The sequence below is a fragment of the Alteromonas sp. WD8-37 genome (genome assembly GCF_055326825.1).
This window is the reverse complement of the sequence record NZ_JBUZOV010000003.1, coordinates 54,969-78,660: the sequence shown is the minus strand read 5'-3', so window position 1 is coordinate 78,660 and position 23,692 is coordinate 54,969. Positions and strand designations below refer to the sequence as shown.

The 23,692-nt window shown below is 53.6% G+C and carries 29 protein-coding genes; 14 read left to right on the top strand and 15 right to left on the bottom strand.

Features of this window, described 5'->3' with window-relative positions; translation table 11 throughout:
- Window positions 1–2: 2 nt before the first annotated feature.
- From ACTUJZ_RS09265 to proB, 3 genes are all read right to left on the bottom strand, one after another.
- Window positions 3–932 carry a D-2-hydroxyacid dehydrogenase gene (locus tag ACTUJZ_RS09265; protein WP_463636027.1) on the bottom strand — a complete coding sequence of 310 codons (930 nt, stop codon included), beginning with the start codon at window positions 930–932 and terminating at the stop codon, window positions 3–5.
- Entirely contained in the window at window positions 929–1,369 is a 441-nt protein-coding gene (locus tag ACTUJZ_RS09260; RefSeq protein WP_463636026.1) for an acyl-CoA thioesterase, read from the bottom strand. The genes ACTUJZ_RS09265 and ACTUJZ_RS09260 overlap by 4 nt, the downstream gene beginning before the upstream one ends.
- A 65-nt stretch (window positions 1,370–1,434) precedes the next feature.
- The gene (gene proB / locus ACTUJZ_RS09255; RefSeq protein WP_463636025.1) at window positions 1,435–2,535 is read right to left on the bottom strand and encodes a glutamate 5-kinase; all 1,101 of its coding nucleotides are present in this window, start codon (window positions 2,533–2,535) and stop codon (window positions 1,435–1,437) included.
- A 207-nt stretch (window positions 2,536–2,742) separates the two neighbouring features.
- Here proB and ACTUJZ_RS09250 point away from each other — a divergent pair, with 207 nt between their 5' ends.
- The 3 genes from ACTUJZ_RS09250 to ACTUJZ_RS09240 all read left to right on the top strand — a co-directional run bounded on the left by ACTUJZ_RS09250 (window position 2,743) and on the right by ACTUJZ_RS09240 (window position 6,105).
- Window positions 2,743–5,217 (top strand): M1 family metallopeptidase, encoded by a 2,475-nt coding sequence (locus ACTUJZ_RS09250; RefSeq protein ID WP_463636024.1) that lies wholly within the window; start codon window positions 2,743–2,745, stop codon window positions 5,215–5,217.
- Window positions 5,207–5,734 (top strand): DUF6702 family protein, encoded by a 528-nt coding sequence (locus tag ACTUJZ_RS09245; protein WP_463636023.1) that lies wholly within the window; start codon window positions 5,207–5,209, stop codon window positions 5,732–5,734. Before ACTUJZ_RS09250 ends, ACTUJZ_RS09245 begins: the two co-directional genes overlap by 11 nt.
- A gap of 89 nt (window positions 5,735–5,823) precedes the next feature.
- A complete protein-coding gene (locus tag ACTUJZ_RS09240) occupies window positions 5,824–6,105 on the top strand; it encodes a hypothetical protein (RefSeq protein ID WP_463636022.1) in 282 nt (93 codons plus the stop codon).
- Here the strand turns inward: ACTUJZ_RS09240 and ACTUJZ_RS09235 are convergent.
- Window positions 6,102–6,410 (bottom strand): DUF6482 family protein, encoded by a 309-nt coding sequence (locus ACTUJZ_RS09235; RefSeq protein ID WP_463636021.1) that lies wholly within the window; start codon window positions 6,408–6,410, stop codon window positions 6,102–6,104. The two genes, ACTUJZ_RS09240 and ACTUJZ_RS09235, sit on opposite strands and share 4 nt — an antisense overlap.
- A gap of 276 nt (window positions 6,411–6,686) precedes the next feature.
- Here ACTUJZ_RS09235 and ACTUJZ_RS09230 point away from each other — a divergent pair, with 276 nt between their 5' ends.
- From ACTUJZ_RS09230 to ACTUJZ_RS09200, 7 genes are all read left to right on the top strand, one after another.
- Window positions 6,687–7,541 carry a DUF3014 domain-containing protein gene (locus ACTUJZ_RS09230; protein ID WP_463636020.1) on the top strand — a complete coding sequence of 285 codons (855 nt, stop codon included), beginning with the start codon at window positions 6,687–6,689 and terminating at the stop codon, window positions 7,539–7,541.
- Window positions 7,528–8,103 (top strand): DUF1285 domain-containing protein, encoded by a 576-nt coding sequence (locus ACTUJZ_RS09225; RefSeq protein ID WP_463636019.1) that lies wholly within the window; start codon window positions 7,528–7,530, stop codon window positions 8,101–8,103. The genes ACTUJZ_RS09230 and ACTUJZ_RS09225 overlap by 14 nt, the downstream gene beginning before the upstream one ends.
- A gap of 83 nt (window positions 8,104–8,186) precedes the next feature.
- Window positions 8,187–9,479 (top strand): metal-dependent hydrolase family protein, encoded by a 1,293-nt coding sequence (locus ACTUJZ_RS09220; protein ID WP_463636018.1) that lies wholly within the window; start codon window positions 8,187–8,189, stop codon window positions 9,477–9,479.
- Window positions 9,480–9,485: 6 nt separating this feature from the next.
- Window positions 9,486–10,073, top strand: coding sequence for a YqaA family protein (locus ACTUJZ_RS09215; RefSeq protein WP_463636017.1), 588 nt, complete (start codon window positions 9,486–9,488; stop codon window positions 10,071–10,073).
- A gap of 101 nt (window positions 10,074–10,174) precedes the next feature.
- Entirely contained in the window at window positions 10,175–10,624 is a 450-nt protein-coding gene (locus ACTUJZ_RS09210; RefSeq protein WP_463636016.1) for a hypothetical protein, read from the top strand.
- Entirely contained in the window at window positions 10,624–10,863 is a 240-nt protein-coding gene (locus ACTUJZ_RS09205; protein ID WP_463636015.1) for a hypothetical protein, read from the top strand. Before ACTUJZ_RS09210 ends, ACTUJZ_RS09205 begins: the two co-directional genes overlap by 1 nt.
- 19 nt (window positions 10,864–10,882) lie before the next feature.
- Window positions 10,883–11,677, top strand: a complete 795-nt coding sequence (locus ACTUJZ_RS09200) for a DUF1206 domain-containing protein (RefSeq protein WP_463636014.1) — start codon at window positions 10,883–10,885, stop codon at window positions 11,675–11,677.
- Between the two features lie 20 nt (window positions 11,678–11,697).
- On the opposite strand, the gene tusA is transcribed toward ACTUJZ_RS09200, so the two are convergent.
- Genes tusA through rph form a run of 3 tightly spaced genes read right to left on the bottom strand, consistent with a single transcriptional unit; the run spans window position 11,698 to window position 13,316 of the window.
- On the bottom strand, window positions 11,698–11,949 hold the full coding sequence (tusA, locus tag ACTUJZ_RS09195) for a sulfurtransferase TusA (RefSeq protein WP_463636013.1): 252 nt from the start codon (window positions 11,947–11,949) through the stop codon (window positions 11,698–11,700).
- 2 nt (window positions 11,950–11,951) lie between these two features.
- Entirely contained in the window at window positions 11,952–12,593 is a 642-nt protein-coding gene (gene pyrE / locus ACTUJZ_RS09190) for an orotate phosphoribosyltransferase (protein WP_463636012.1), read from the bottom strand.
- Between the two features lie 9 nt (window positions 12,594–12,602).
- Window positions 12,603–13,316 (bottom strand): ribonuclease PH, encoded by a 714-nt coding sequence (rph, locus tag ACTUJZ_RS09185; protein WP_463636011.1) that lies wholly within the window; start codon window positions 13,314–13,316, stop codon window positions 12,603–12,605.
- 235 nt (window positions 13,317–13,551) lie between these two features.
- Between rph and ACTUJZ_RS09180 the strand changes: the two genes are divergently transcribed.
- Window positions 13,552–14,415, top strand: a complete 864-nt coding sequence (locus ACTUJZ_RS09180) for a YicC/YloC family endoribonuclease (RefSeq protein ID WP_463636010.1) — start codon at window positions 13,552–13,554, stop codon at window positions 14,413–14,415.
- Window positions 14,416–14,530: 115 nt separating this feature from the next.
- Window positions 14,531–15,136: a lactoylglutathione lyase family protein gene (locus ACTUJZ_RS09175; protein WP_463636009.1), complete on the top strand. Its 606-nt coding sequence runs from the start codon at window positions 14,531–14,533 to the stop codon at window positions 15,134–15,136.
- 15 nt (window positions 15,137–15,151) lie between these two features.
- On the opposite strand, the gene ACTUJZ_RS09170 is transcribed toward ACTUJZ_RS09175, so the two are convergent.
- Entirely contained in the window at window positions 15,152–15,706 is a 555-nt protein-coding gene (locus ACTUJZ_RS09170; protein ID WP_463636008.1) for a YceB family lipoprotein, read from the bottom strand.
- A 156-nt stretch (window positions 15,707–15,862) separates the two neighbouring features.
- Here ACTUJZ_RS09170 and ACTUJZ_RS09165 point away from each other — a divergent pair, with 156 nt between their 5' ends.
- Window positions 15,863–16,693 (top strand): DUF5694 domain-containing protein, encoded by an 831-nt coding sequence (locus ACTUJZ_RS09165; protein ID WP_463636007.1) that lies wholly within the window; start codon window positions 15,863–15,865, stop codon window positions 16,691–16,693.
- 33 nt (window positions 16,694–16,726) lie between these two features.
- Here ACTUJZ_RS09165 and ACTUJZ_RS09160 read toward each other — a convergent pair whose 3' ends face one another.
- From ACTUJZ_RS09160 to ACTUJZ_RS09150, 3 genes are all read right to left on the bottom strand, one after another.
- Window positions 16,727–17,365 (bottom strand): OmpA family protein, encoded by a 639-nt coding sequence (locus ACTUJZ_RS09160; protein ID WP_463636006.1) that lies wholly within the window; start codon window positions 17,363–17,365, stop codon window positions 16,727–16,729.
- 145 nt (window positions 17,366–17,510) lie between these two features.
- Window positions 17,511–18,707: an HD-GYP domain-containing protein gene (locus tag ACTUJZ_RS09155; RefSeq protein ID WP_463636005.1), complete on the bottom strand. Its 1,197-nt coding sequence runs from the start codon at window positions 18,705–18,707 to the stop codon at window positions 17,511–17,513.
- A gap of 52 nt (window positions 18,708–18,759) precedes the next feature.
- Window positions 18,760–19,104, bottom strand: coding sequence for an MGMT family protein (locus ACTUJZ_RS09150; protein ID WP_463636004.1), 345 nt, complete (start codon window positions 19,102–19,104; stop codon window positions 18,760–18,762).
- A 31-nt stretch (window positions 19,105–19,135) separates the two neighbouring features.
- Here ACTUJZ_RS09150 and ACTUJZ_RS09145 point away from each other — a divergent pair, with 31 nt between their 5' ends.
- The gene (locus ACTUJZ_RS09145) at window positions 19,136–19,708 is read left to right on the top strand and encodes a tRNA-uridine aminocarboxypropyltransferase (protein WP_463636003.1); all 573 of its coding nucleotides are present in this window, start codon (window positions 19,136–19,138) and stop codon (window positions 19,706–19,708) included.
- 11 nt (window positions 19,709–19,719) lie between these two features.
- Here the strand turns inward: ACTUJZ_RS09145 and ACTUJZ_RS09140 are convergent, their stop codons facing one another.
- The 4 genes from ACTUJZ_RS09140 to atpG form a co-directional block, all read right to left on the bottom strand.
- Window positions 19,720–20,670 carry a hypothetical protein gene (locus ACTUJZ_RS09140; RefSeq protein ID WP_463636002.1) on the bottom strand — a complete coding sequence of 317 codons (951 nt, stop codon included), beginning with the start codon at window positions 20,668–20,670 and terminating at the stop codon, window positions 19,720–19,722.
- Between the two features lie 228 nt (window positions 20,671–20,898).
- Complete coding sequence (locus ACTUJZ_RS09135) at window positions 20,899–21,315, bottom strand: F0F1 ATP synthase subunit epsilon (protein ID WP_463636001.1); 417 nt, start codon at window positions 21,313–21,315, stop codon at window positions 20,899–20,901.
- Between the two features lie 66 nt (window positions 21,316–21,381).
- Complete coding sequence (gene atpD, locus ACTUJZ_RS09130; protein ID WP_463636000.1) at window positions 21,382–22,782, bottom strand: F0F1 ATP synthase subunit beta; 1,401 nt, start codon at window positions 22,780–22,782, stop codon at window positions 21,382–21,384.
- A 33-nt stretch (window positions 22,783–22,815) separates the two neighbouring features.
- Window positions 22,816–23,676 (bottom strand): F0F1 ATP synthase subunit gamma, encoded by an 861-nt coding sequence (gene atpG / locus ACTUJZ_RS09125; protein WP_463635999.1) that lies wholly within the window; start codon window positions 23,674–23,676, stop codon window positions 22,816–22,818.
- Between the last annotated feature and the right edge of the window lie 16 nt (window positions 23,677–23,692).

The following is a 23,692-nucleotide window of genomic DNA, read 5'->3' as shown; positions in this document are numbered from 1 at the left end:
GGTTAGCCGCCGGCAATAAAGTCAGTTAGTTTGGTCAGTGCCTGATCCAGCAGGCGCTGGCGTGACTCGGTGGCGCCCCAGGCAGCATGCGGAGTGATGATAAGCTGTGGCAGGTCGCTGTTAAGCAGGGGATGATCCGCTGGCGGCGGTTCCTGGCTGAGCACATCCAATGCGGCGCCAGCCAGCGTCCCCGCTGTAAGCGCCTCCAGCAAGGCTGTTTCATCAAGCAACCCGCCACGAGCGGTATTGATTAGCACCGCGCCGGGTTTTAAGCGCGCCAGTCGGGTCGCGTCAATTAAGGTATCGGTGGCCGGGGTCAGCGGGCAATGCAGGCTCAGCACATCCGCGTCTGGCAACAACGCATCCAGTGACGGGCGCGGGTCACCATCAGCGCCCGGCCGGGCGCAAAATGTCACGGTCATGCCTAAGCTGGTGAGCACCTTGCCAAACGCGCTGCCCAGCGTGCCACTGCCCACCAGCACCGCGTGCTTGCCAGCCAGTTCAGTGATGGGGTAATCAAGCAGACAAAAATGCTTCGCCTGACTCCAGCGCCCATGGCGAACCGCATCGTCATACTGGCGAAACACGGTCATCAGATTCAGCAGCAACATCAAAGCATGCTGAACCACCGAGCCGGTACCATAGTTGGTCACATTGTTTACGGTAATCTGATTGGCCTGGCAATAAGCCAGGTCCACATTGTTGGTGCCGGTGGCTAAGATACCAATATAACGGCACGGGCTGTGTCGCAAAGCCTCGGCGCTGAGCATCACCTTATTGGTGAGGATAATATCAGCCTGGCGAATGCGTTCGGCCAGTTGCGCCGATGAGGTGTGGCCGTACAGGGTCCAGTCGAGCGGTAACTGATGCAACGCAGTGGTATTCAGACTGGCCGGCTGCAGCGAGTCGAAATCCAGCACTACAGCTTTCATTCAAAATCCTCGGCCAGCGCCTGCAACGCGCGGTGCACATCCTCGGGTACCGGCACTACCTTGCCACTGGTGCGCTCCACAAACACCTGCATAAACTGGCCGTGGGCAGCGCGCCGCTGCTGCTCGCCGGCATACACCGACAACCCAAAGGTAGCACTGTTGCGGGCCAGCTTGATCAGACGTAAGCCCACCACTACCGGCTCGGGGTAACTGACGCGGGTCATGTACTGACACTGGGAACGGGTCACCTGCGGCACAATCGCTGCCTGGCTGATATCGAGTTCACAGCGCTCAGCCAGAAACTGGCTCACCGCGGTATCGAAAAAGCTGTAGAACACCACATTGCTGATATAGCCCAGGGCATCACAATCCTGCGGCCGGGTTGTGATGGCCAGCGTGTAGGGATAATCGGCTACCGAAGGGGTAAAGTCCGTCATACGCACCGCCTGGAAGAAAAGGCTCAGCATACGGGGTTCGGCAGCAGAAGCCCAGCCTAATGTGGTCAGCGTTGTAGGCGCACCAAGTCATCACGGTGCACTGCCGGCCCGCGCGCATAGCCAAGCACCGCTGTCACCTGCCCGCTTTGCAGACCCTTTATGGTGAGTAAGTCTTTACTGTCATAATTGACTATACCCTTGGCCAGCGGTTCGCCGTCACAAACAATGGTGACCGCATCGCCGGCGCGAAAATCCCCGTGACAGCCGGTGATCCCGCACACCAGCAACGATGCCCCATGGCTTGTCAGGGCCTGGCGCGCGCCAGAGTCAATCTCCAGTTGCCCGCGGGCGCGCAGCGTGTAGGCGATCCACAGCGCGCGGGCCTGGGCTACATCGCCATGGGCGTCAAACAGCGTACCCTGCACCTGCCCGGCAAGCAGTGCATCAAATACCGCCGGCTGGTGGCCATTGATAATGCAGGTTTGAATGCCACTGCGGGCGCACAGCTCAGCGGCCTGTAATTTGGTTTGCATGCCGCCGGTGCCCACCGCGGTGCCGGCGCCACCGGCCAATTGATGAGTGGCCTCGGTGATGCGGGCAACACGTGGGATAAAACTGGCCTGCGGGTCGCGCCGGGGATCGGCGGTGTACAGGCCATCAATATCCGAACAGATGATCAGGGTATCAGCCTGCGCCATTAACGCGGTATAGGCCGCCAGGTTATCGTTATCGCCGACTTTGAGCTCATCCACGCTGACCGTGTCATTTTCATTCACGATGGGCAGCGCCTGATGGCGCAGCAATTCGCGCAGGGTATTTTGGATATTGACATAACGCTGGCGGTGACGCAGATCATCAGCGCTGAGCAGCATCTGTGCGCACGGCTGGTCAAAATAGCGCTGCCAGTTGGCCATCATCTGGGCCTGACCAATGGCCGCCATGGCTTGCTTTTGCGCAATGGTCGGCCGATGGCGGGTCGCAATATGCGGACGGCCAGCCGCCACTGCGCCGGAGGAGACCAGAATAATCTGCTTGCCGGCGCGTTGACTGGCGCTGATAAACCGCGCCAGCTCCAGCACATAGCGGCCACTGCAGGCCTGCCCGGAAGGGGCAATCAGGGCGCTGCCCACTTTTACCACGGCACGTTGCCAGACAATCGGAGTCATGGGAGTTCATTGACCAATACAAGCCATTCAGATGCTCAGAATACACACAAACCGTGCAGCACAAAATGCTTTTTAATGTCTGGTTAAGGCCGTTAATTTGCGGTGAATTTTTGACTAAATACGGCTAAACCCTGCAAAACATTGCGTAACAAGGCTAGAATGGGGGCTTCGACGCTTTTACTTAGCCATTGATAGCAAGGAATCTGCATGAGAAAAAACCAAAACCGCCTGTTCTGGCTGGTTTCTGCAATGTCTGTGATGTTGCATTTGCCTGTCGCCGCCAGTTCAGCGATACAACAAACCAAAGGCGACTTTGAAGATAAATTCCGTCAGTTGGAAGAAACTCTGCCCACTCCTAATGTATACCGCAATGCGGCCGGGGCGCCTGGTCATCAGTACTGGCAGCAGCAGGTGGATTACAAAATTGATGTGACCCTGGACGAAGCCGCCCGCCGGATTGAAGCGTCGCAACAAATCACTTACCAGAACAATTCCCCGGATACCCTGAACTATCTGTGGATCCAACTGGACCAGAATAAATTCCGCGACGACTCCATGTCGGCGCTGACCACCACCTTTGGTGGCATTGGTAACCGTGGTCCGGCAACCCAGTCTGCCTCCGGTGACAGCCCGGCCAAGCTGAGCATGGGTGCATTGCGCCGCCAGCAGTTTGTGGATGACAACGAACTGGGTTATGACATTCAAAAAGTGGCCACCGGCCAGGGCGATAAATTACATCATGTGATTGTCGGCACCCTGATGCGGGTTGATCTAAACCAGCCACTGAAACCAGGCCAAAAAACCCGTCTGGATATCGATTTTGCCTTTAATATCGTCGAAGAAGATGCGGTAAGCGCGCGCGCCGGCTATGAGCATTTTCCGGATGATGCCCGTGAAGGCGGCAATGATATCTTCCTGCTAGCCCAATGGTTCCCACGGCTGGCGGCTTACACCGATTATGAAGCCTGGACCAACAAAGAATTTATTGGGCGCGGTGAATTTACCCTGGAATTTGGTAGCTATGATGTGAGCATCACAGTACCGGCTGACCACATTGTGTCATCCACCGGTACCCTGCAAAATGCTTCTGATGTGCTGACCAAAACCCAGCGTGAGCGGCTGAAAAAAGCGGAAACTGCTGAGCGTCCGGTGTTTGTGGTAACGGCTGAAGAAGCGCTGGAAAACGAAAAAGAAGGCACCAGTAAAACCAAAACCTGGCGCTTTAAAGCCGATAACATCCGTGACTTTGCGTGGGCGTCTTCGCGTAAATTTATGTGGGATGCACGCGGCTTCGAGCAAGACAATGAAGACACTCCGCTGGTTATGGCGATGTCGTTCTACCCGAAAGAAGGTGGCGATCTGTGGAAAAAATATTCCACCGAGTCTGTCATTCACACCTTAGACGTGTACAACCGCTTTACCTTTGATTACCCCTACCCGGTTGCTCAGTCGGTCAATGGCCCGGTGGGTGGCATGGAATACCCCATGATCACCTTCAACGGCCCACGCACCGAGCTGCAGGATGATGGTTCGCGTACCTATTCGCTGGCAGAAAAACGCTTTTTGATTGGCGTGGTGATCCACGAAATCGGTCACAACTATTTCCCCATGATTGTTAACTCTGACGAGCGTCAGTGGACCTGGATGGATGAAGGCTTAAACAGCTTCTTAGACGGTGTGGCTGGTCGCGAATGGGATCCGAATATTCCATGGGGTGTTGAGCCGCGTGATATTACCGGCTACATGAAGTCCTCATCGCAGGTGCCAATCATGACCCAGTCTGACTCGGTCCTGCATTTAGGCCCCAATGCCTATACCAAACCCGCCGCGGCATTGAATATTCTGCGTGAAACTATCCTGGGCCGCGAGCTGTTTGACTTTGCGTTTAAAGAATATGCCCAGCGCTGGATGTTTAAGCGCCCGACCCCGGCTGACTTTTTCCGCACCATGGAAGAAGCCTCAGGGGTGGATTTGGACTGGTTCTGGCGCGGTTGGTTCTACTCTACCGATCATGTGGATATTTCGTTAGACCGGGTTTACAAGCTGCGTCTGGACACCGAAGATCCGGATATTGACCTGAAACGCCGCCGTGAAGCTGAGCTGGACAAGCCGCAGTCGCTAACCGTTGAGCGTAATGCCGAAGAAGGTCGCACGCTGTGGGTGGATCGTTTTGAAGACATTCGTGATTACTACGATGAAAACGACCAGTACACCCCGACTAACAAGGATCGCAACAAATACCGTAAATTTTTAGATAAGCTGGAGCCGTGGGAACGTAAGGCGTTTGAGCGCGCGGTACGTGAAGACAAAAACTACTATGTGCTGGAATTTAGCAACGAAGGTGGTTTGGTCATGCCGATTCTGCTGGAAATGGAATTTGCCGATGGCAGCAAGCGCAGCATGCGCATTCCGGCTGAAATCTGGCGCCGTACGCCTAAAGCGGTATCCAAGCTGATCGTCACTGAAAAAGACGAAGAGCTGGTCAGTGTGGTAGTGGATCCGCGTTGGGAAACTGCCGATGTGGATGTGGAAAACAACTACTACCCGCGCCGCATTATTCCTTCACGGATTGAGGCGTATAAGAGCAAGAAGAGCAGCCGTCGGGTGTATCAGGATCTTATGCAGGACAGCAAAACCGAGCTGAAAACTGATGATGAAGACAGCGACGACAATGACAACTAAGTTACGTCGTCCCTGGGTATCACCGTGGGGCCTGCTGGCCCTGCTGGTGGCCCTGGCTGGTCCGGTTCAGGCACATCAGATAAAAGCTGCCATCACCACGGTGTTGTTTAACCCGCGCACCGAAAATATTGAGGTGATGCATCGCTTTAACCTGCACGATGCCGAGCATGCGGTTAAACGCCTGTTCGACAAAGAAGCGGATATTCTGGATGATCGTGCGACCCAGCAACGCTTTGCCAGCTATGCCACCGACCGCTTTGCGCTGCTCGATGCCAATGGCGACAGCCTGGCTTTGAACACTGTCGGTTTTGAAGTAGACGGCAAGTTTTTGTGGGTTTATCAGGAAACTGCCCAGCCGCCAGCGCTGGCGGGGCTTAAAATTCGTCACAATGCGCTACGCGACTTGTGGCCGGACCAAATCAACACCCTCAATGTGGAACGCCAGGGCGAGGTGCAAACCCTGACCTTTGATGGCAACGCCACTCTACTGGAAGTGGAGTTTGCCGGTCACCACTAAAGTATAAGCGGCTTTCGCTTGTTATTTCAGTACGTTGCACGCATGATGAAGAAACTTCTTTTTCTGATTGCGGCAACGGACTGTCTGTTATGCCTGTTTTATCCTCTCTTGCCGGGCGTATTCGCCTGACTCCGGCGGCTGTCCGTGCCGGCATTTTGATTAGCTGTGGCGTAAGTCTCACGATAATGGCACTGTACTGGGCCACTCAGCATTTTACCCATTCCCACACCTTGGTGTTGTACAGCGGCATGCTGTGGGGCGGCGTACTCGGCATTTGGCTGGCACGGCAGCTGGGCTTTTCCGGCTGGCGGGGATTTGCCGCCGGCAACCCGCTGGCCATCATGTTGCAGGTCATGGTGTGGGCGCTTTAATACGGTAGCGCCATGGAAAAGGGTAAGGTTATGCTGCCCTGCGCCTTGGGCGGATTACCAATCATCTCTTCATACGGGGTATCGTGGGTCATCACCGACTCGTTCACTGTGCATTGCGCAAAGGCCTCACGAATATGGCCGGCATTGAAAAACCGCATGGGTTTATCCTGGCTGTCATACACCATAGCAGTTTTCTCACCCACGGTGACCTTGACCAGATACACATTCATCTCAAAAGACTGCACCTCCAGATAGTCAATGGTTGGCGACTGCTGCACAATGTCCTGATACAAAAATTTTTGCATGTTTGTTCCTGCCCGGTTGAGATAACGCTGTCAGTATAGGGCGCTGGCCGGGCGGAGGCGGTTAAACTTCTGTAATGATTTAGTACTGCTTTGACCATTTCGCGCTAACAATCTTGGCCACAAAACGATCAAATTCTGGCCTTTTTATGTAGGAAAATAAGTCGAAGATGGAAATCTAATAATTCGCGGTCAGGCCTCTTTCACTGCCGCGGTTTAACCAGTATGATTTTGCTAACATGTTGTTCCAAGGATTAAATTTTAAATGGTGGAAATGCTATGAGTGACCCGGCAGAAAAACGTACGGTAGCCCCGCATATTGTATTGATAGCAATCATTATCATTGTCATCGTGGCAGTCGTATTTTGGCCGTCTGATGATGTGGAACCTGAAGCAGAGGTGCCGACAGAGAACGCCACCGAGCAGGCGCCCGCCCCGATGGAAGAAGAATCAGAGTCGTTTGAAGCCCCTGCCGAACCTGAGCCGGTGGAAATCGAGCCGGTGGAGGACCCTGAGCCGATGCCCGAGCCTGAAGTGGACTCGGAACCGTTGGACAGCAGCGATGATGGCATTCGAACCTCATTATCTGAGGTGTCTCCCCAAGACCAAGTGAATACCTTTTTAATAGACGAAGGACTTTTGCAAAGTTTTGTGGCTTCAGTCACTAATATGGCTAACCAAAAAATGAGTTCCCAACAGCCATTGAAAGCGCCAGACCAAACCTTCAGGGTGTACAACCAGGCGGGTAAAGAATGGATTGATGCCGCCAGCTACAAGCGTTATACCCCGTATGTACAAATGATGGAATCGATGGAAAACGAGCAGTTACTGGAGTTGTACAGCAAATACAAGCCACAGATCCAGGAAAAGTATGCCGAAATTGGTGACCCTGACCAGTCGTTTGATCAGGTGGCCATCAATGCCATTAATGAGCTGTTGAATACCCCGGAAGTGCCGGTACCGGTAGAGGTGTACAGCGATTCGGTAGCATATAAATATGCCGATCCCCAGCTGGAAAATTTAAGTGCCCCGCAAAAACAACTGCTGCGCACTGGCCCGGACAACATGCGTCGGATCAAAGCCAAGCTGCGGGAAATCAAAGCCATGCTTGAGCAAAACGATGGATCTAACTAGATTTAGCCAGCAAATCGAAGCGGCGGCCGGTGATACAGGGCGCCGCATCCCGCCGGTGGACCAGTGGGACCCGCCGCTGTGTGGTGATATGGAGCTGGTGATCAAGGTCGACGGCAGCTGGCATTATGCCGGCTCGCCCATTGGCCGTCAGCGCCTGGTCCGGCTGTTTTCCACGGTACTGAAAAAAGAGCAGGAAGAGTACTTTCTAGTGACGCCGGTGGAAAAGCTGCGCATTCAGGTGGAGGATGTGCCGTTTTTGATCACTCAGTGGCGCCACGAAGACGATGGCATTGTGTTTACCACGAATGTGGGTGATGAACTGACCCTTTCATCCAACCACCCACTGGAATTACGCACGCCGCCGGCAGCGCTGCTGGCACCAGACAGCACGCCCATCCCTTATGTCTGTGTGCGCACCAACCTGTGGGCACGGCTGCACCAGAATGTCTATTACCAGCTGATTGATGAAGCTGAAAAACGCCAGCATCAGGGCCGGGAACAGCTGATTGTGACCAGTGAGTACGAGCCGTTTGTGATTGGCGAACTGCCTGCGACCAAATAGCCGGAGGCTGCTTTACACGCGCTTTACATTTGTGCGCGGTCTCGCCTAGAGTGGGTTTTTACTAAAAACAACAAGGTAAACCCATGACACTCAATAAACTCACTGCCGCGGTGCTGCTGGCCGGCGCTATCGCTCCTGACCTGCAGGCTGCCACCCTCATTCATGCCGGCAAATTGTTTGACAGTACCAGCGACAACTTGCGCAGCAATGTTACTGTGGTTGTCGAAGACAACACCATCACTGCCATCAATGATGGCCTGCAAGACGCTGGCAGCGATGACACTCTGATTGATTTGTCTGAGCACACGGTGCTGCCGGGGCTGATGGACATGCACGTGCACTTATCCACCCAGCACGGCGGCCCGCAAACCTACCTGCAGCGCTTTACCAACAATGAAGCCGACTATGCGCTAAAAGCGGCTCATTATGCGCAAAAAACCTTACATGCCGGTTTTACCACCGTGCGCAATTTAGGTGACAGTTACAATGAAACCGTGGCCCTGCGTAATGCCATCGATGGCGGGTTATTTGAAGGCCCTCGTATCTACACCGCGGCTAAGTCGATTGCCACCACCGGTGGGCATGCTGATCCCACCAACAGTATGGCCAAGCATATTCGCCCGGACACCGGCCCGGTCGATGGCGTTGTCAACGGCGTGGCTGAAGCGCGTGAAGCTGTGCGCCAGCGCTATCAGGATGGCGCTGATGTGATTAAAATTACCGCCACCGGCGGCGTGTTGAGTGTGGCCAAAAGTGGCCAAAACCCGCAGTTTATGACCGATGAGCTTAATGCCATCGTGGCCACCGCCAACGATTATGGCATGACAGTGGCGGTGCATGCCCACGGTACAGAAGGCATGAAGCGCGCTATCAAAGCCGGCGTGACTTCCATTGAGCATGGCACCTATATGGATGAAGAAGCCATCGCGTTGATGAAAGAGCATGGCACCTATTATGTGCCCACCATCATGGCCGGCAAGTTTGTTGCTGAAAAAGCCAAAATTGACGGCTATTTTCCCGACCTGGTGCGCCCCAAAGCGGCCGAAATCGGCCCACTGATCCAGGATACCTTCACCCGAGCCTATGAGGCTGGTGTGAATATCGCCTACGGCACCGACTCCGGGGTCTCGGCCCACGGCGACAATGCCAAAGAATTAGGTTTCATGGTGGAAGCCGGCATGCCGGCCGAGCAGGCACTGCGCAGCGCTACCATGGATGCCGCCACCATGTTAGGGGTCAGCGATACCTTAGGAAGTATTGAGGTGGGTAAACTGGCTGATATTATTGCAGTTAAAGGAAACCCACTGGATGATATTGACGTAATGATGTCAGTGTCTTTTGTGATGAAAGACGGGGCAGTAGTCAAACATCAGTAGGGCACCATGGGCATACGCGCAGCGCTAAAAGAACGCACCCGGCGGCTAAAAAATTCTAAACATTTGTTGTCGGGGATCACCCTTGCTTCCATGCTTGAGTCGACCATCGTGCCCATCCCCTTAGAAGCGGTGATGGTGCCGCTGATGCAGGCGCGGCGTGATAAGCTGTGGCTGATTGCGCTGATGGCCACCGTCGGCTGCCTGCTGGGGGCTGTGCTGGGCTATGCCCTGGGCTACTTTTTGTTTGATCTGATTGGCGACTGGGTGATTGAGACCTTCTCTAACCCTGAGCAGTTCAAGCAAATCAAACAAAATATGCAGCGTGAAGGCTTTTGGTTTGTGATGACCTTAGGCATTGCGCCCATACCTTTTCAGATTGCCATGCTGGCGGCTGGTGCAGCCCAGTTTTCGCTGGGCCTGTTTGTGCTAGCCACAGTGATTGCCCGGTCTATCCGCTATTTTGGCCTGGCCTGGGTGGTGTATATCACCGGCAACCGGGCCGAAGCCTTTTTACGCCGTTATAAAGGCTGGGGGATCCTGGGCCTGACTGTCCTGGTGTTGCTTATCTGGTTTGGTGCGACCCTGATCCGTTAAGTAAACGTCACTTGACGAATGTCGGCAGCCCACCTATTATTGCAAATAATTCTCATTTACATCTTTGCTGTAATACAGCGGAATGCATAGGAGCTGCCGGTATGCGTGCCCATTTTATCAGTACCAAATTTAAACGTTGGTTACAGACCCACCCGGAGGATGCGCGGCAGCAACGCCTGCAAATGCAGCAAACCGCTCAGCGATTTTTGCAGGAAGGTGATGAGCACAGCGCCATTCATTGCAGCGGTCAGGCCTACGAGATTGCCCATGCTGTGGTGCTCTCGCTCAATGAACCCGAAGCAGAGACAGAGCAGGTCTCGCAGGATTTTATCGCTTATGGTGCACTGGCTATCTTTTTAGCCGACCACTACCGCCAGGCCAATGAAGCCCAGGCAGCCCGTCAGGTCATTGACCAGACTTACCAACAGTTGCAGGCATTATTACCGCTGTATGTGCAACAGCCGCAGCTCTCGCGCCTGATTCAGGCCATTGCAGCCTCGTTGAGCGACACCAGCGGCGCGGCCAGAGGCGATGACCGCGTATTGCACTGATGGCACACAAATCTTCCGCCAATACAGCGCAAGACAGCTATGTGCAGCTGGATGTCCCGCTGGCCACCCTGGAGCGGCTGCTGGCCACACAACATATCTTTGCCAGTGAACTGCACTGCCCCACCCCCCCAGGCCAAAGCCCAGCTTCATCAGCTCTTGCTCAAAATAATCAAATCATCTCAATAATTTGCCAGCGTGTTAAACAAAGCGTGGTGAGGCTGCGTATGCATAACAATTAATCAAATAAAGGAAATTGTTGTGAGCGCAGACTGGAAACGGGTATTAGCCTTTGGCGGTTATGCTGCAAAAACCGTGGTGTATGGCCTGTTAGGCATACTGATTATTCGCGCGGCCATGGGCGCGGTGGGTTCCGACACACCAGGTCAAAGCGAGGTGTTCGCGTCGTTATTGCAACAACCCTTCGGCCGGTTCCTGCTGGGCGCGGTGGTGTTGGGCATGATCTGTTATGTGTTGTGGCGGTTGGTTCAAGCCATCTTAAATATCGATAATCTGGATATGTCAGAAACCTCGGATGTGATTACCCGTATCTTTTACGTGGTCTCAGCCATCATTTATGCCTCGGGTGCCACCCTCGCCTTCAAAACCTTGCAAGGCAGTGGCAGTAGCAGCGGCAGTCAAAACACGTCAGAGCAGGTGTCTTCCAACCTGATGCAAAATCAATGGGGCGTGTATCTGGTCGGCGCCATCGGCATCGTGATCATCATCTTTGCCTTTATCCAGTTTAACCATACCCTCAAAGCCAAGTTTATGAACAAGCTGGACAGGCACCGCATGTCAGCCCGGGTGACCCAGGTCGCCGAATATGTTGGCCGCATGGGCTTTTTTGCCCGCGGCATTGTGTATCTGCTGGTGGGCGGCTTTTTTGTCAATGCTGCCTGGCAGGCCAACCCCCAGGAAGCCGGCGGGTTGCATGAAGCATTACAAACCATCTTACAGCAAAGCTATGGCCAGTACGGCCTGCTGGTGGTGGGGATCGGCATGGTGACCTTTGGGATTTTTTGCGCGGTGGAAGCCCGCTATCACAAAACCTGAAGCATAGAAAAAGGGGCGTGTTACGCCCCTTTTTGGATCAGATACTGATACGGCACGGAATCGGTTTGTGCATCCACCAGTGTATGTTGCATAAAGCGGCAAAAGCTGGGCACATCACGCGCGGTGGAAGGATCATCCGCGGTCACATACACTGTTTCACCGGGGGCCATCTTGCGCACCTTGAGGCGGATCATCATGACCGGCTCGGGGCAGCGCAAACCCATGGCGTCCAGCTTGTGGTCCGCCTGGTCAAAGGAGTGCGGCTCGCTCACCGTTAAATTCCGTACTGATTACGGTAGGTTTCGATGGCCGCCAGACTGTCCTGTTGATCCGGCTGCTGCGCCAGATAGTCCACCACATGTTGCAACGTCACAATGGCAATCACCTGGGTAGAAAAGTCCCGCTCCACTTCCTGAATGGCCGATAGCTCGCCCTGCCCGCGCTCCTGACGATCCAGTGCAATCAACACGCCGGCCAGCGACGCCTGACTTTGCTCCAACAAGGTCATGGACTCACGAATGGCAGTACCAGCGGTGATCACATCATCCACCAGCATGACCCGGCCGCTTAGCGGGCTGCCCACCAGATTGCCACCCTCACCATGAGTTTTGGCTTCTTTACGGTTAAAGCAGTACGGCACATCCTGGTTATGATGGTCAGCCAGCGCCACCGCTGTGGTGGTGGCAATAGGGATCCCTTTGTACGCCGGCCCGAACAGCACATCAAACTCGACGCCGGCATCGGCCAGCGCGGCAGCATAAAACCGGCCCAGCTTAGCCAGATCACCGCCGCGGTTAAACAGTCCGGCATTAAAAAAATACGGGCTGGTGCGGCCTGACTTGAGCGTGAACTCACCAAATTTAAGCACACCGCGGTCGATGGCAAACTCAATAAACTCCTGCTGAAACGGCTTCATGGGGCCCCCTTACGCCAATGCGGCTTTTTGTGCATCAAACAATTCGCGCAGCCCGTGTTTGGCCAGCTCCAGCATCTCGCTCATCTCCTCAAACGAGAACGGCTCGCCTTCAGCGGTGCCCTGCACTTCAATCAGATGGCCTGTTTCAGTCATCACAATGTTCATGTCAGTTTCAGCGGTAGAATCTTCGGTGTATTCCAGATCGGCAATTGCATTGCCTTCGTGGATCCCCACTGACAGCGCGGCAATCATGTGTTTAAGCGGATTGGTTTTGATAATGCCCTTGGTGCGCATGTACGTCAGTGCATCTACCAGCGCCACACATGCCCCGGTGATGGACGCAGTGCGAGTACCGCCATCAGCCTGGATCACATCACAATCGACCGTGATAGTGTTTTCACCCAGCAGTTTTAAATCAATCGCGGCGCGCAGTGCACGGGCGATCAGACGCTGAATTTCCAGGGTACGGCCACCCTGCTTGCCCCGCGCGGCTTCACGCTGACTGCGGGTATGGGTAGCGCGCGGCAACATGCTGTACTCAGCAGTCACCCAGCCTTTGCCCTGGCCTTTCATAAAGCGCGGCACGCCTTCTTCCACAGAGGCATTACATAATACCTTGGTGTTGCCAAATTCAATCAGCACAGAGCCTTCGGCGTGGCAGGTAAAGTTACGGGTGATGGTAACCGGACGAATTTGACTGGCAGTTCTGCCACTTGGACGCATAATGTTCTCCTAAAGACAGGCGCATACGTTTAAAAAGATTGGCCGCAAGTATAACGTATTTGGGCGGCGAATATGAATCAAAGAAGCCCTGCCGCGCAGATTGGGTGGGCAGAACCCCATAGAATCACGTATGATCAGGGCAACACATTTGCGTCCCCCCTATCCACCTGCAAATCGCCGTGTCGCACGCAGCTACTGCTCAGGTCAACGGGGTTAACCTAACTATGGATTTTTTATGATCTACAGCATGACCGCTTTTGCCCGCCACGAAACCAAACAAGACTGGGGCTCCGCTGTATGGGAGATACGCTCGGTCAATCAGCGTTTTTTAGAAACCTATTTTCGCTTGCCCGAGCAGTTCCGCGCCTTAGAGCCGGTATTGCGCGAACGCTTTCGTAAGCGCCTGAACCGCGGCAAAGTAGAATGCACTTTGCGCTTTACCGCCGGTGACAATGCCGATACCACCCTGACGTTAAACGAAAAGCTGGCCAAACAAGTCATGCATGCTGCGGACTGGGTGCAGTCTCATGGCCAGTCCACCGGGGTTAACCCCATGGATGTGCTGCGCTGGCCTGGCGTAATAGCCGCCGAAGAAGCCGATATGGATACCATCCACAACGAGACGCTGGCTGGCTTTGATACTACCCTGGATCAGTTTGTTGAAGCTCGCGGCACCGAAGGCAATACGCTGAAATCCTTGATTGAGCAACGCCTGGACAGCATCGAACAGGAAGTGGCCAGTGTGCACAGCCATATGCCAGAGATCATGCAGTGGCAGCGCGAACGGGTTCAAAGCCGCTTTGAAGAAGCTAAGGTAGAGCTGGATCCGGGCCGCTTTGAGCAGGAAATGATCATGCTGGCGCAAAAAGTGGACGTGGCCGAAGAAATCGACCGGCTCAACTCCCATGTTAACGAAACCCGCAAGATCCTGAAAAAAGGTGGCGCCTGCGGCCGTCGTTTGGATTTTATGATGCAGGAGTTCAATCGTGAGGCCAACACCTTAGGCTCTAAATCTATCAGCACCACCATCACCCAATCGGCGGTCGAGCTTAAAGTGCTGATTGAGCAGATGCGCGAGCAGATCCAGAATATTGAGTAACAGAGCCACTCAGTCAATAAATTTTAGTTATCAAATCAATAGCAATCGATAATTTTATATATTCACGTGGTTTGCGTAGGCTGTGCCTCATCAAATGCAAACCACGTGAGGACTTATGCAATTATCTCTAAAATCCATTATGTTGACCCTGACGCTCGCCCTGACAGCCGGGGCTACTGCGGCACAAAATTCTACCCCTGTATCGGCTGACAGCAAGAGTAGCCAGCAAGCCTATCCCCGGGCGTTTTCCCATATTGGTATTTCGGTGCCGGATTTGGAAAAAGCGGTGGAGTTTTATTCTGAAGTGCTGGGTTGGTATGTGATCATGGAGCCCACCACCATTAAAGAAGACAACAGTGCTGTGGGTAAGATGTCTACCGATGTCTTTGGTGAGGGCTGGGGCAGCTACCGTATTGCCCATCTGTCCACCAGCGACAAGGTCGGTATTGAGTTATTTGAATTTGAAGGCCAGAAAAATCCTGACAACAATTTTAAATACTGGGAAACCGGCGTATTTCACTTTGCCGTGCAGGACCCAGATTTAGAAGGTCTGGCGCAAAAAATTGTCGATGCCGGTGGCAAGCGGCGGATGGAAAAACCACGCTATTATTATCCGGGTGAAAAGCCTTACCGGATGATTTATATGGAAGACCCGTTTGGCAATATCATTGAGATCTACAGCCACAGCTATGATTTACACTATGGCAAAGGCGCCTACTAAGGCGCCCGATAACCCCTAACGGTGTAGCACCAGTTTGCCTTGCTCAATTTCCAGCGTAAGCGGGCTACTGGTGGCCAGTTTAACCAGCGGGTTGGTGGTATCCAGTCGGTAGACCGGCTGGGCCGCCAGATAATGATTAAGCACCTGCATCAGTTCGCGACTCAAAGGCGCCAGGTTGCCGCGATAGCCGCCGGCTTCCACTTGGCTGTCCAGCAGGTTCAGTGAGCGTACAAAAATGGCTTTTTGCTCACTGTCGTAATATGGCTGGCCTTCCAGATCCAGAGTCAGCCCGGCCGGGTACTGCAAGCCAAAGGCTTTTATGGTGGCGGATGCCGCGGCAGTTAATTGCACCACCTGGCGTTGCTGCGGGCCAATGGTGACCTTGATGTGGTCGACATTGAGGGTAACCGGGATGCCGGCCACCGCTGCTTGCTTTTGCAATGTGGTGAGTTGTGCATTAAGGGTGTCGCTAAGCTGTTGTTCACTGACCGCATAGCTGGTCAATGATGGCAGGGTGCTGCAACTGGCCAACAGCATCACAGCCAGCCCTAAAATGATTCGAAACTTCATAACGCCTCCTGAGCCTATCTGACAAACACCTGACTTTGCTCTGCTCAGGTGTCGCGCTTTGGTAACAATGTGTAACTTGCGCATATTATTTTTTGCTTATTTTTCAATCGCATCCTGTTTCGCTACATTAACATTTTAATCTTAGCGAGAACTGCGATGTTGCGATTGTTTGTGTGCTTGTTGCTGCTGGTCAGCGCCACTGTAGCTGCCAGAGCGCCTATTGAGATTATCACGGTAGGCACCTTTCATTTTAACTTTCCCAATCAGGACAGGATCAAGGTGGCCGCAGCCGACCAAATCGATATTCTGGCACCGCAGTATCAACAGCAATTAGCAGATATTGTGTTACAACTGCATCAGCTAGCGCCCACCCATGTGGCGGTGGAATATAAAACTGCCAAGGCCGAGGCCCTTGAGCGCGATTATCAGGCCTATCTGGCCGGCCAGTTTGACCTGCCACGCTCAGAAACCTACCAGCTGGGCTTTCGGCTAGCCAAACAGGCCGGGCTGCCCACCGTCTATGCGCTGGATACCTGGGGCGCCATGCCAGCGCATGTTGAACAACTGATCAATGATGATATGCAAAATCAGGCGTTTAAACGCAGTTTCAGTGATCACCCTGACACTGCCATGCGATTTGAAAGCAAGCAGCCCATTACACTGGCACAGTCCAGTTTGCACAAAGCCTTGCTGTTATTAAACCAGCCCGACTATCTGGAAAAAAACTTGGGTAACTATTTTCTGGCCCAGTTTAAATACGAACAGACGCCGGGTGATTATACTGGTGCCGACTTCGAAGCCGGCCGCTGGTTTAGTCGAAATTTGCGTATCTTACGCAATATTCAGCGCATTCCGGCAAAGCCGGGCGACCGGATTGTGGTGATCTACGGCAACGGCCATCTGGGCCTGCTCAACCCCTGGCTGGATGCCTCACCGGAATATCAGCGTATTCCGCTGGACCAGGTGCTACAGGTACCGGCAGAGTAAGGGCAGGGCGTGGTGACGCCCTGCAGCAGACAGTTAGATATCGCTTTGGCGCAGCGGTTGAATAGACAGCTCCACGCGGCGGTTGGTCTGGCGATTGCTGGCACTGGTATTAGGCACTTTGGGCTGGTATTCACCCATGCCAGCTGTAGTGATCCGCTGAGGATTCACATTGTTTGAAATTAGCAGATTCTTTACCGCATTGGCACGTTGCTCAGACAGGTTTTGATTGTACTGCTCTGAACCGGTGTCATCGGTATGGCCCTGGATCATCAGAACCGTTTTCTCGTATTCGTTAACCACTGTGGCCACGTCCTTCAGTACCGGGTTGAACTGGTTGTTGACCGCTGCACTGTCGGTGGCAAAGGTGATATCACCCGGCATCACCAGTTTCAGGTTGTCGCCTTCACGCACCACTTGCACGCCCGTATCGGCTAGCTCTTCACGTAACGCTTCTTCCTGGCGATCCATATAATTACCAATCGCGCCGCCGGCAATGGCACCTACCGCGGCCCCCCACGCATAACGACTTTTATCATTATCGCCGGTGGCTTTACCCAACAGGGCACCAGCGACCGCGCCGATGGCGGCACCTTTTTGGGTATTTGAGCTGTTCGCACAGCCGGTGAGTGCAACAGTGGTGGCAACCAGGCCGGTAATCAGTAGTTTTTTCATAACATCCTCGTGAAACAAATAGTCAGGGTACAGCGCCAGTCAGCAGGGGCTGACCACAATCCGCATCCTATGTTGTTGATTGTTGAGTTGTTGGTAAAAGCAAAACCCATTCCAGCATGAAACGGGTCTGTGCGCTTTGTTACGGTTAAATGGCCACAGACCGTTCAAAAAAACTGTTCACATCGATGTTGTAATCACTGGCCAGCGCGGCAGACTCAATACTAAAACGGCTGTCACTGGCCAGATCCACATCTTTTGGCTCCACATAATGCCCGCCGCTGATGGAATAAAAGATTTTTACCACAGGTTTGGCTGGCGAGGCATTTTGCTGCATGACCATGGCCAGCTTGTTGGTATTCAGCTTGACCAGACTGCCCACCGGGAACACGCCCATGCAATGAATAAACTTATCCACCAGCGCTTTGTCCAGCCGCGCCGGACAATCGCTGAGCAAAATCTTTAGCGCTTTTTGACAGGACATACCGGGTTTATACACCCGCTCGGCAGTCAGGGCATCGTACATATCGGCGATGGCCAGCATCCGCCCGGCGTGTGAGATATCCTGCCCGGCGGTGCCAGCCGGATAGCCCAGACCATCCAGACGCTCGTGATGCTCACTGACCGTGCGGACCAAAGCCGGTTCAATGTTGGCTTGTTGTAACGCCTCAACGCCAAATTGCACATGCTGCTTCATGACCTGCATCTCATCATCGGACAAACGGCCGGGTTTGTGCAAAATAGCATCGGGGATCTGGATTTTGCCCAAATCATGCAAAAAGCCGGCGTGCGCGAGTGCTTCAACCTCTGCATCGTCCATCTTCAGGTAGCGGCCGAAGTTAGCCAGTATGATGGCAACATTAAGAGAGTGCTCCAGCAGATAATCGTCTTTTTCACGGATTTTGGTCAAGCAGAGCAGAGCATCGGGATTACGGTCGATGGACGCCACCAGCTTTTGCGAAAAATCCTGCGGGATCTTGTCGTCAAAGGGTAAACCTTTTTTGACCGTGGCCAGCAGGGATTTTTGAATTGCCTTACCCTGTTTGTGCAGCTTTTCAGCGCGAATAATTTCCGAGCTAAACGAGACCCGTTGCGGTTTTTCCTTTGCGGTTGCGGGTGCAGCCTGGCTGGTATCGCTAGCAGAGTCGGCAGGCGGATCCTGCCTGGCCATGTCCACAATCAGCTTACGTACGCCGCGTTTTTTTAACGTGTCGATCACAGCCTGAGAGCCCACCCGGCCACTGGATTTGATTTTGACCGCGCCGGTCTGGTGGGTGATTTCTGTAACATACATGCCCGGTTTCAGGGCATCGATGGAAATCGCGGTTAAGGTTGTCTTGCTCATACATCACTCATATTCAGGCCGCTTGAGACTGCGGCCGCTATTAATCCATTATTTAGTGCGTAAGGGCGTGTAACATTTCCGCCAGCGATGGTTGCCATTGATAGCGGCTTAGCGCTACCCGCCAGTGGCTGAAAATCACACATTCTTGTTGTAACCGGGTACGCTGCTCAATGGCCTGTGCGGATCCGGGTGAAAAGGCCAGCTGGCCACTGGCCCGCACAACCCGGTGCCACGGCAACTGGCGTTCGGCTGGGCAGTGTCGTAGGGCTGTTCCGACCAGGCGAGCACGGCGCGGTAACCCGGCTAAATCGGCAACTTGCCCGTAAGTGGCGACCTGACCCGGAGGGATAAGGGCCACTACCTGATAAATTTGCTCGTAACTGGCTGCCTGAGGCATACTCACGCCTTATTGTCTTACTGTGTCATCTATGCGTTGTTATTGCCACCGCTGCGGCTATCCGGCCGCCACTTGTGTATGCGCTGCCGTTTCCGAAGTTGCGTCACCGGTCGATCTGGTGGTACTGCAACATCCTAAAGAAGCCAGCCATGCCAAAAACACCGTGCGCCTGGCGCAACTGGCGTTGCCCGGCTTACAGGTGATCTCAAGCGATGATACGGCTGCGCTAGCGGACTTGCAGCATGCTTACAGCACACGCCACAGCGGCCTCATTTATCCTTCAGCGCAAAGCGCGCCGCTAGAATCAGCGGTATTTACCCAGGCGCCACCACAGCTGTTAGTCGTGCTCGACGGATCCTGGGGTCAGGCGTACCGCTTATTGCAACAGCACCCGTGGTTATCCGCGCAGCCACAGTGGCATTTTAGTCAGGCACCGGGCACTCGCTATGCTATTCGCCACACTTCCAAGGCTGCCAGCTTGTCCAGTTTAGAAGCTATCGCCTATACCCTGCAGGCCGGTTATGGTGTCAACAGCACGCCGTTGCTGCACTTGCAGGATGCCATGCAGGCGCACTGGCAGGGGCCGGCACACCACCGGCGCTAAGCGCTGTGCTACTACCCCTGAATACTACTAAACAGCCACATAATCGGAACCGCCAGGCCACACAAACTCACCACCCACTGTAGTGAGCGGCTGACCGGTGGCACACTCCAGGCATCCAACGCTTCGGCCTGCGCATCCAGGCGGCGCTGCGCATGTTGCTTAACCCGGGCATCATAATCTGGATGTTGCTGCAAATAACGTTGTTTACGTTTCAGCCGCTTGAGCTCTGCAGACTTATACGCTTCGCCCTGACGGGCATGCTGCAGATGCAGACTCATGCCATACAATGTCAGAATCGCCAGTAGCAGGCTCAGGGCGATAAGGAGCTGGGAAGCGCCTGGCACATACAGTGCAATAAGTGGCAGCAGGAGGGCTGCGCCAGCCACCACATACATCAGATAATCAATGATATCGGTAAAGCGCTGTTGTTGGCTGAACGCATCCAGCGAGTCTGGCGCCGAGACAAAAAAATGTTTGGCAATAAAGCGCGGCAGGTTACAGCACTGAAAAACCACCAGCCAGCCCAACCAGGCTGCCAGAATGAGCTGGCTATACGGTACCAGCGAAAAGCGGGTTAGTGGCGGTAGCTGGCCGGCTAACACCGTCATGCCCAGCATGCTTATCGTCAACAGCGCTGCCAGCAGCGCCTGGTTGCGCAAGCGGTTGTACGCCCGTCGACGGTAATCGCAAAAATAGCTTAACTGGCGCGTAGTCAGTAAAAAACTTTGCATGGCCACATTGAGCCGTTGGTAGATCCCCAGTAGCACCACGGCCAGAGCCGCTACAACCGGGGTGAGCACCAACACCGGGCCGCACCAGGTCATAAAGGGCGACACCATCGAGGGTGGGGCATACAGCGCCACCAGCACATACTGAAGCGCGAGAATGGCCGCAACATAATACGCCGGCGCCAGCCAGATCGGCGCGCGCTGATATTGCGGATAATGAATAAAAATGTTCATCAGGCCTTTTACGACAATCCGTTAAAGTCCTTCACACTGTTGGAAATCGGCGTCCTGCTGATTGATTTTATTATTTATGTACCGGCCATTATGCCGGTTTTTGGCTAGTGTACTGGCTGTTGAAAGCGCTCACAATCTTTCGATGATCTTTTTTTGCTCAACGGACCAGTCTGATAGATAAAAAAAACCCGGCCAAAGCCGGGTTTTTCGCGCATGCTGTATGCTGCTTTACTTTCGCAATTTGCGAATCAACCGCAATTGTGCGATGGCTTCGGCCAGCTCGTGAGCGGCTTCTGCATAGTCAAAGTCAGCGCCTGGATTGGCGATGTGCTCTTCAGCACGACGTTTTGCGTCTTCGGCGGCTTGTTCGTCCAGATCTTCTGCACGCACCGCGGTGTCAGCCAGAACGGTGACATTGCCAGGCTGTACTTCCAGTACCCCGCCTGCCACATAAATCACTTCTTCTTCACCGTGCTGTTTAACTAAACGCACCATCCCAGGTTTAATTGCAGTGATCAGTGGCGCGTGACCCGGATGAATACCCAGCTCACCTTCGCTGCCTGTCACCTGTATTGTTTCTACGCGGCCTGAAAAAATCTTTTCTTCCGCACTGACCACATCCAGATGAACTGTCATAGCTGCCATTCAAACCTCCAAAGTGGGTAGTCGGCGTAATGCCAGACAGCCGGTTAACCGGCTGCCCCAGCATCATTACGCTTTCTTGGCTTTTTCTTTCTTGGCTTTCTCAACAGCTTCTTCGATGGAACCAACCATGTAGAAGGCTTGTTCAGGAAGCTCGTCGTGCTCGCCATCCAAGATTGCTTTAAAGCCATTGATAGTGTCTTTCAATGGTACGTACTTACCAGGGGCACCGGTAAATACTTCAGCAACGAAGAACGGCTGCGACAAGAAGCGCTGAATCTTACGTGCACGGGTTACTACCAGCTTGTCTTCTTCAGACAGCTCGTCCATACCCAGGATCGCAATGATGTCTTTCAGCTCTTTGTAGCGCTGTAGAACGGTTTGAACACGACGCGCGATGTCGTAGTGTTCCTGCCCGATAACCAGCGGGTCCAGCTGACGTGAGGTTGAATCCAGTGGATCAACCGCCGGGTAGATACCCAGTGATGCGATATCACGTGACAGTACAACCGTTGCATCCAAGTGAGCAAAGGTGGTGGCTGGCGACGGATCCGTCAGGTCATCGGCTGGTACGTATACCGCCTGGATAGACGTGATTGAACCTGTCTTGGTCGAGGTGATCCGTTCCTGCAGTACACCCATCTCTTCAGCCAGTGTAGGCTGATAACCTACTGCAGAAGGCATCCGGCCCAGCAGGGCTGATACTTCGGTACCCGCCAGGGTATAACGATAGATGTTATCGACGAAGAACAGTACGTCACGGCCTTCATCACGGAATTTTTCCGCCATGGTCAGACCGGTCAGGGCGACACGCAGACGGTTGCCCGGTGGCTCGTTCATCTGACCGTACACCAGCGACACTTTGTCCAGAACGTTTGAATCGTTCATTTCATGATAGAAGTCGTTACCTTCACGGGTACGCTCACCAACACCAGCAAATACCGAGAAACCACTGTGCTCGATGGCGATGTTACGGATAAGCTCCATCATGTTTACGGTTTTACCTACACCGGCACCACCAAACAGACCCACTTTACCACCCTTGGCAAACGGGCAAACCAGGTCGATAACCTTGATGCCGGTTTCCAGAATTTCCAGTGAGTTAGACTGTTCTTCGTAGCTAGGCGCTGCACGGTGAATCGACATACGCTCTTCTTCACCGATTGGACCCGCTTCGTCGATAGGGTTACCCAGTACATCCATGATCCGGCCCAGGGTTTTTGTACCCACTGGCACCATGATGGGCGCATTGGTGTTTTCTACCGGTAGGCCACGCTTCAGCCCGTCGGTGGTCCCCATTGCGATGGCACGCACGATGCCGCCGCCTAATTGTTGTTGCACTTCCAGGGTTAGCCCGGATAAGTCACCGTCGGTGACTCGCAGTGCGTCGTATACACCAGGTACCGCATCTTGTGGAAATTCGATATCCACAACGGCGCCGATGATTTGGACGACCTTACCTTGACTCATAATTTGTCCTCGTTATCTTTTTTAAACCTTTGCCTACACCGCTGCGGCGCCGCTCACAATTTCGCTGATTTCTTGCGTAATTGCGGCCTGACGCGCTTTATTGTATACCAGCTGCAGATCGTCAATAAGGTTGCCGGCGTTATCGGTAGCAGCTTTCATTGCTACCATTCGCGCGGCCTGCTCTGACGCAGCATTTTCCACTACGCCCTGGTACACCTGGGATTCAACATAACGCACCATCAATGATTCCAAGATTTCTTTTGGATCAGGTTCGTAAATGTAATCCCAGCGATGCTGATATGCTTTGTCTTCAGACTTGGGCAAAGGCAGTAACTGATTGATCACAGGCTTTTGTGTCATGGTATTAACAAAGTCGTTGTACACCAGGTAAACCCGGTCCAGCTTGCCTTCGTCAAATGCTTTTAGCATGACACGGACGACGCCTACTACATCACTGACAGATGGCTTGTCACCCAAACCGGATTCAGCTGCAAGCAACTTGCCGCCGTACCGTTTGAAAAACGCACACGCCTTAGAACCTAAGGCTGCAAAATCCACCTCGACCTCTTGTTCACGCCATTTTTTGACGTCCTGGGCAACCGCTTTAAACTCGTTGGAGTTCAAGCCGCCACACAGACCACGGTCGGTGGAGATCACAATGTAGCCAACCCGTTTCACGTCACGATCCTCAAGGTAAGGATGACGGTATTCCAGGTTTCCGTTTGCGATATGACCAATCACTTTAAGCATGTTCTGTGCATAGGGACGGCCGGTAGCCATCCGTTCCTGCGCCTTTTTCATTTTAGACGCAGCAACCATTTCCATTGCACTGGTAATCTTTTGAGTATTTTTAATACTCCCAATCTTACCTTTTATCTCTTTACCGCTAGCCATGACTATCTCCCGTTAA